Genomic DNA, 5,530 nt, shown 5'->3' with positions numbered 1-5,530 from the left:
TAAATGATATTTTATGTTATGGTGATACAGCAGCAACTCTTTCAGTATCAAATCCTAACCCATCCTTTACCTATGAATGGTATGTGAATGGAGAACTACTTGCTAGTGGCTTAAGTGCCGTTTTACCTGCTGGAGACATTCAGCTTCGTGCCTTATCGTCGCCTAGCTGTTATACCAATTCTGAAACATTAACAATCTATCAGCCATCGCAGTTATCCATAATTCAAGAGGTTGAATCCGTGAATTGTAATGGTGACAACAATGGTTCAATCAGTATTGAGGCAAGTGGTGGTTTTCCTACCTATTCTTACAGTTGGTCAAATATGGGCAACTCTGTTGAAGGTTCTACAGATTTAATGGATTTAAGTGCTGGTATATATACGTTAACTCTTGAGGATGCTAACAACTGTGAGCGTCAATTTGATATAGAGATTGTTGAGCCTTTAGTATTGTCAGCAAATTCTACCGTACAAGATGTAACTTGTAATGGCAGTGATGATGGCAGTGCAACGGTATCTATAGCTGGAGGAGTATCTCCTTACTCTATAAATTGGCAGGGGGCAGATTCTACGTCTTTGTCAGCAGATACTTACGAGGTGTTAATCACTGACGCAAATAACTGCCCTGGATCGATCGAAGTTGAGGTAAATCAGCCAACAGCCGTTGTCGCAAGTTTTAATTCAAACCAAGTTCCATTTACGGCTTCTGCAACTGGAGGTACACCGCCTTACATTTTTGAATGGTTGTATTTTGGGAATTACCAATCAAGTGGAACTACTTTCACACCTACTGAGGATGGAGAGTACACTTTAGTAGCTATTGACAACAATGATTGTGAAGGCCGTAATCAAAGCACATATTCTAATACAGTAAGTGTTTCAGAATTAGATGGTTTAGAAGTGTTAGTTTACCCTAATCCAGTTAAGGATAATCTGATTGTTGAAGTGACATCACAAGGAGATGTATCAGATGATTACAACTTCAAGTTAGTAGATTATAGAGGTAGAGTAATCAGGGATGAAACATTTAAGAAACAAATTAAAATCAACAGAGATAATATTGCTAAAGGTTTTTATATAATAATGATTTCATCACAAGGAAAAAATTATAAGGAAAAGATATTGTTTGAATAAATAACTCAATCATTTCTTAACCCTAACCAATTTAAAGTTTAATTATGAAGTTTAATTTTTTATTATTTTTCGTATTCTCATTTTTATCCGTTCAGGCTCAATTAACGGTTGATAATGATGTTCCAAACGATAGTCCAATTTTTTTAGTTGATACTGTGTTACTAGGTGATGGGGTAGAAGCTTCTAATCATCAGTATCAAGGTGATTCTATTCAAATTGGTTTTTTCGATGGTTCTGCATCAAATTTAGGATTGAATAGTGGTATTGTAATGAGTACTGGCGACATTGCTATTCTTGATCCTACTTTTACAGGTTTTGCAGATTTTATTAATGTTGATCCTGTAGTTACTGACCCCGATTTATTGGATGTTGCCAATAGCGTCCCTGCATTGATTGGACAAAATTTTATAGTACAAGATATTAATGATGTTGCTGTATTAGAATTTGATTTTGTCCCTAGTAGTGATACAGTATCTTTTAGATACGTTTTTGGTTCTCAAGAGTATTTTGCTTTCGAGAATTCTCAGTATAATGACGTTTTTGGCTTTTTCATTTCTGGCCCTGGTATAACTGGTCCTTATGCAAGTCCTGCTGCTTTTCCTAATGGTAGTATCAACATTGCTACAATTGAAGATGATGCTGGAACAATCTTGCCAGTAACCATATCATCAGTCAATGCAACAGTTAATCCGGATTATTTTATCAATAATCAGGGATTAGAAACAGTTGATGATGCTGACGGCTTTACAATTCCACTAACTGCCGTAGCTGCAGTACAATGTGGAGAAACTTATCATATTCGCTTAGCTATTGCGGATGGTTCAGATGGTGGGCTATCTTCTTATGTTTTCTTAGAAGAAAATAGTTTTTCATCACCATACTTAGAAGTTCTTAATAATTTAGGTCAAAACTCCAATAATATAGAAATACCCTGTGGTACTGAAGTTACTTTATCAGCTCAAATGTCTGTTCCAGGAGATTATCAATATTTGTGGAGTAATGGCTCTACCGAACAATCTGTAAGTGTAGGAGAAGGTTCATACACTGTCGAAGTGACTAGTGATATCAATTGTGTGACTTTATCAGACACCTACAATATCGATGAACTAAATACTGTTGAAATTGATTTAGGAGATGATATATCAGTTTGTGAAGGTGAAAATGCTGTTCTTGAAATACAATCATTAAACGCATTAGCTCCCATAACTTATTCTTGGAGTTCTGGTCAAGATATAGATGAAATATCAGTTCCCGCAGGTACTTACTCATTAACTATTACAGACGCTAACGGTTGTATCGGTCAGGATGAAATAACAGTATTTTCAGTTGATAGACCTACTGCTGATTTAAATGGTGGTGGAGCAATATGTGAAGGGCAACCTTTTGTTTTACCTCTTGATGTTAATTTAACAGGTCAAGCACCTTTTTATATTTCATATACTAATGGAGAACAGCAATTTATTGATACAGCGATGTTTTCAAACCACACCATTAATGCTACCTATACAGGTAATTATTCTATCACATCACTAACGGATAACAACTGTTTAGGCTCTTCTACCGGATCTGCTTTAATTACTTATAATACATTGCCAAAATCACTAATTACTGGAGGAGAAACAATGTGTGACGGTGATAGTACCCTTATTAGAATAGATGTTGAAGCAGATGCATTACCTTATAATATATTGTTGAGTAATGGTAATTATTCAATTAACTTTAGTTCTTTAATGGATAATTACATGACAACCTATGTTAAAGAACCAGCTTCATATGTGGTAAACAAAGTTATTGACGCAAATGGATGTCAGTCGATAGAGAATGAAGGTGTTGCTCTTGTTGCATTTAAAGATTTTAAGAATCCTGAAATCACTTCTCATTTTGATTCTATCGTTTGTCCAGTAGATAGTGCTTTTCAATTAACTACTCTTACACCTAACGGACTTTGGACAGGTAAGGGTATGGGTTTAGATAATTATTTTTTGCCTGTAAAAGCTAATATGGGAACAAATTGGATATATTATAGCTTCCCAGAAAATTGTAATGAAACAGATTCTATTTCAGTAGAAATAGGCTGTGACCTTCAGATTTTTATCCCCAATTCTTTTACTCCAAATGGAGATGATGAAAACGAATCTCTTGTAGTTAAAGGAACTAATATATTAACTTTTGAAATGTCAATTTATAATAGATGGGGTGAATTAATGTTTTATACTAACGATATCAACAACTTTTGGGATGGCAAGTATAAGAATGCTGTTGTTCCAGAAGGGGCTTATTCTTACTCCTATAATGCTTATGGAAAAGATGCTCAGTTTATTAATAGAATGGGAGTAGTTAATGTGTTACATTAATTTTTTCTAACTTTGCATCTATGTATTGAACGATTTGTTTGGTACATTAACTAAGTTAATCCTTAAGCCATTGAATAATCTTTTACTTACAATAAGCATTTTTTTATGCAATTCACTTGCTTTTTGTCAGATTTCCGTTAATTATTCTGCTCCGTATGATGATGTAATTTTTTTAGTAAATGACGTTTTACTTTCTGCCAATCTACAAACTTCAAATCATGATTACAGTGGTCACCCTTTAAAATCGCCTATTTTAATGGAGAATTATCCAATATAGGTTTTAATTCAGGTATTGTAATGTCCACTAATGATGTTTCATTTATTGCTCCGGGTTTTGTTGGGCCTTCCGATTTTGTTAATCAAGACCCAAGCGTTACGGATGCTGATTTATTGACAATTGCCAATAGTGTTCCTGATTTAATCGGTCAAAACTTTCAAGTTTCTTCTGTAAATAATATAGCTATTCTTGAATTTGATTTTATTCCTTCAAGTGATTCTATATCTTTTAGGTATGTTTTTGGATCAGAAGAGTATAATGCTTTTGAAAACTCTATGTATAACGATGTTTTTGGCTTTTTTCTTTCGGGTCCTGGTATTTCAGGTTCTTTTTCAAGCCCTGCTAATTTTCCAGATGGTAGTATTAATATAGCTACTTTTTCTAGTCAAGAACCCAATTCTTTAAATGTTATATTGCCAATTACTATATCATCAATAAATAATGCCTACAACTCTCAATTTTATATTGATAATCAATCCTTACAATCTGTAAACACAGCTGATGGTTTCACAACCGTTATGACAGCAAGTGCAGTTGTTCAGTGCGGTGAAACATATCATATTCGCTTAGCTATTGCGCATGGGTCAGATAGTGGGCTAGCTTCATATGTTTTCTTAGAAGAAAATAGTTTTTCTTCTGCTGGTTTAAATGTGTCAAATTCAATAACTTTAGATACAAATTATTTGCAAATCCCTTGCGGTGATAAAGTCAATTTGACGGCAAATATTGAGTCTGGGGTAGACTACAATTTTTTATGGAGTAATGGTGATACTACTCAATCGATTTACGTGGGTGCTGGGAGTTATGCTGTTAAAGTAATAATTGATGGTTGTGGGATTGTTTCTGATACTATTAAAATAGAGGAAATACCTATTTCTATAGATTTGGGACAAGACTTATCCGTTTGTAAATTCGATTATATTGATTTAGATATTAAGCACATTCAAAGCGATAATTCACCATTTGCCTATCTATGGAGCAATGGATCGACTAATGAAACAATAAATGTAAAGGTTGGAACACATAGTATAAAAGTTACAGATTCAAAGGGTTGTATTGCAACAGATACTATAATTGTTAGGGAGCTTGATAGACCAACGGCTTATTTAACAGGAGAAGGAAATATTTGTGAGGGTCAAACTGAAAATTTACCAGAAATTAATGTTCAATTTACTGGTGAAGCACCCTTTCATTTTCTCTACTCTAACGGAATAAATAATTATTTAGACTCTTCTCAAATAATGAATTACTCTTTTACGGCTCATTCAATGGGAGATTATTCTATTAAAACTCTTGAAGATGCCAATTGCATAGGTTCGCCCTCAAATATTATAAATATCACTTCAACTTCATCTTCATCATTAATTGAAAGTAGCCAACAGCTATGTGAGGGCGATAGCGCTCTATTAACTGTTCACACTGAAGTAGATGCTCCTCCTTATAGTTTGCACCTTTTTAATGGCTCATTTAATCAAGTATTTGATGGTTTAACAACTTCAAAATTTCAAGTTTACGTAACAGATACAGCTCTTTACACTGTTAAACTTTTTGACAAATTTAATTGTGAGTCACAAACCAATAATGGTACTGCTTAAATTAGATATAAAGATCCTATTTTCCCCCAATTTATCACGTCATTTGATTCCGTATTGTGTCCAGTAGATCCACCTGTACTGTTGGAGGCAATGCCAGATGGTGGTGTCTTTAGTGGGAAAGGTGTTGGTTTCAATGGTTATTTTCATCCTGTAAATGCATTTGAAGGTGAG

Annotated in this window: 3 protein-coding genes; all 3 read left to right on the top strand. The window is 34.2% G+C overall.

Translation table 11 applies throughout. The features are described from left to right. Positions 1–1,133, top strand: a 1,133-nt coding sequence (locus P8I29_00105) for a T9SS type A sorting domain-containing protein (protein MDG1916206.1), incomplete at its 5' end; no start/stop codon positions are given. Positions 1,134–1,177: 44 nt separating this feature from the next. Further along, positions 1,178–3,487, top strand: coding sequence for a choice-of-anchor L domain-containing protein (locus P8I29_00100; protein ID MDG1916205.1), 2,310 nt, complete (start codon positions 1,178–1,180; stop codon positions 3,485–3,487). A gap of 243 nt (positions 3,488–3,730) precedes the next feature. After that, the gene (locus P8I29_00095; GenBank protein ID MDG1916204.1) at positions 3,731–5,359 is read left to right on the top strand and encodes a choice-of-anchor L domain-containing protein; all 1,629 of its coding nucleotides are present in this window, start codon (positions 3,731–3,733) and stop codon (positions 5,357–5,359) included. Positions 5,360–5,530: the final 171 nt, after the last annotated feature.

It is taken from the genome of Flavobacteriales bacterium (genome assembly GCA_029248105.1).
In the GTDB taxonomy this organism is placed as follows: domain Bacteria; phylum Bacteroidota; class Bacteroidia; order Flavobacteriales; family UBA7312; genus UBA8444.
The sequence above is the reverse complement of the archived record's forward strand: the minus strand, read 5'-3'. Positions and strand labels throughout refer to the sequence as shown.

What these genes read in the sequence shown, in the direction of transcription:
- P8I29_00100 (MDG1916205.1), top strand. Translation starts at nt 1,178, where the DNA reads ATGAAGTTTAATTTTTTATTATTTTTCGTATTCTCATTTTTATCCGTT.